The sequence below is a fragment of the Microbispora sp. NPDC046973 genome, from assembly GCF_040644495.1.
Lineage (GTDB): Bacteria > Actinomycetota > Actinomycetes > Streptosporangiales > Streptosporangiaceae > Microbispora.
On record NZ_JBEYWQ010000077.1, the window covers coordinates 1 to 2,221 of the forward strand.

Annotated in this window: 1 protein-coding gene; it reads right to left on the minus strand. The window is 68.3% G+C overall.

The window, feature by feature from the left end; translation table 11 throughout:
• On the minus strand, positions 1-2,208 hold a 2,208-nt coding region (locus ABZ860_RS42750; RefSeq protein ID WP_357232585.1), incomplete at its 3' end, for an amino acid adenylation domain-containing protein.
• Positions 2,209-2,221: the final 13 nt, after the last annotated feature.

The window sequence follows — 2,221 nt, forward strand, 5'->3', positions numbered from 1 at the left end:
ACTGCTGTCGGGCGCGGGCAGGCTCGCACGGTCGATCTTGCCGTTCGGAGTCCGGGGGAAACCGGCCAGCTCGACGAACACACCAGGGACCATGTAATCCGGCAGGGTCTCTCGCAAGAACTGTCGCAGCTCTCCGGCTGTGGGGATGCCGATGACCTGGTCGGCCGCGACCAGATACGAGACCAACCGCTGTTCGTGCACGGCGACCAACGCGGCGTCGATCGCCGGGTGCGCGGTCAGCGCATGCTCGACCTCGGCCGGCTCGATTCGGACGCCGCGCAGCTTGACCTGGTGGTCGGTGCGGCCCAGGAAGTCCAGTTGTCCGTCGGGCCGCCAGCGGGCCAGGTCTCCGGTCCGGTACAGCCGCCCGCCCTCGGGGTCGAAGGGGTCGGCGACGAAGCGTTCGGCGGTCAGCGCCGGGCGGTGGTGATAGCCCCGGGCCAGATTGTCACCGGCGATGTACAGCTCTCCGGTCACCCCGACGGACACAGGCTTGAGGTGCCGGTCCAGGACGTACAGGCGTGTGTTGGCGATGGGGGCGCCGATCGGTGGTGGGGCGTCGTCGCCGGGGCGGGGGCACTCCCACGCGGTTACGTCGATGGAGGCTTCGGCGGGGCCGTACAGATTGTGGACCGTGACTGTGGCGTGCCGACGATAAAGGGCGGCGACGTCAGCGCCGCTCAGCGCCTCACCACCACAGAGGATCATGCGCAGTCCGGCGAGGGCACCGGGCCAGGGGTGGTGAACGAACTGGTGGAACACCGACGGCACGAAGTGGCTGACGCTGACCTCGTGGCGGTCAATCACGTCGGCAAGGTAGGCGAGATCGCCATGGCGGCCCGGCTCGGCGATCACCATGCAGGCGCCCGTGATGAGCGGCCACACCAGTTCCCAGAGCGAGACGTCGAACGTCGTCGATGTCTTGGTCAGAACCCGATCACTCGGAGAGAGCTGGTAGGCGTCCTGCATCCAGGCGATGCGGTTCACCAGTCCCCGATGCGGCACGACGACGCCCTTCGGGCGTCCGGTCGAGCCGGAGGTGTAAAGGAGGTACGCACCCTGCTCGGGATGGACGGGCACGACGACGCCGTCGGCGGGCGCGGTTGCCGGCCGCTCGGCGATCGCCGGATCGTCCACTCTGACGACGGCGAGGTTCTCCCCACCGACCGGTGCGCCTTCCCGGCAGACGAGAACAGATGCCCGGCTGTCGCTGAGCATGTACGCGAGCCGGTCGGCGGGGTGGTCGGGATCGAGAGGAAGGTAGATCCCTCCGGTGCGCCAGATCGCCAGCACGGTGACGACCAGGTCGGTGCTCCGAGGCAGGCATACGGCCACGATCTGGTCGCGCTCCACGCCCAACTCGCGCAGATGATGGGCGAGCCGCTCGGCCCGTACGTCGAGCTCGCCGTAGCTCAGGGTGCGCTCACCCTCGATGACGGCGACGCTGCTGGGGCAGGTGCCGGCCTGGGCCGCGACGAGTTCGTGCATCCCCCGGAACGGCGGCATCTCGGTCGCGGTGGCGTTCCAGTCCGCCAGAACCTGGAGTTCGGTGGGTGTAAGGATCGACAACGCCGACAGGTGCCGATCGGGATCGCCGACGACGGCCGCGAGCAGTTCGGCCAGATGGCTCGCCAGTCTGCGGATGGTGGGCTCGGCGAACAGGGCCGTGCTGTAGTTGACGACGCCGGTGAGCTCGGTGTCGCTCTGCACGAAAGCGACCGTGAGGTCGAACCGTGCGCTCACCCCGTCCTTTTCTGCCTCCTCGATGCCGCCCGAGTCCCCTTGGTCCTGCTCGCTGAACTTGAACAGGGTCTGGAAGAGCGGGGTGCGGGAGCGGTCGCGTACGACGCCGAGTTCGTCGACGAGTTGTTCGAAGGGCAGGTCTTGGTGGGTGTAGGCGTCCAGGGCGGTGGCCCGCACCCGGCCTAGCAGTTGGGTGAAGGTGGGGTCGCCGGAAAGGTCGGTGCGCAGCGCCAGGGTGTTGACGAAGAAGCCGATGAGGTCCTCGGTCTGGCCGTGGTTACGGCCGGCGACTGGTGTACCGACGATGATGTCGTCCTGGCCGGTGTATTTGTTCAGCAGGACGGTGTAGGCGGCCAGCAGTGTCATGAACATGGTGGCGCCGCTGGTGCGGGACAGCTCCTGCAACCCGGCTGTCACCTCGGGGGTGAGGTGGAAGCTGATGGCCGCTCCGGTGGTGGAGCGCACCGGGGGCCGGGGG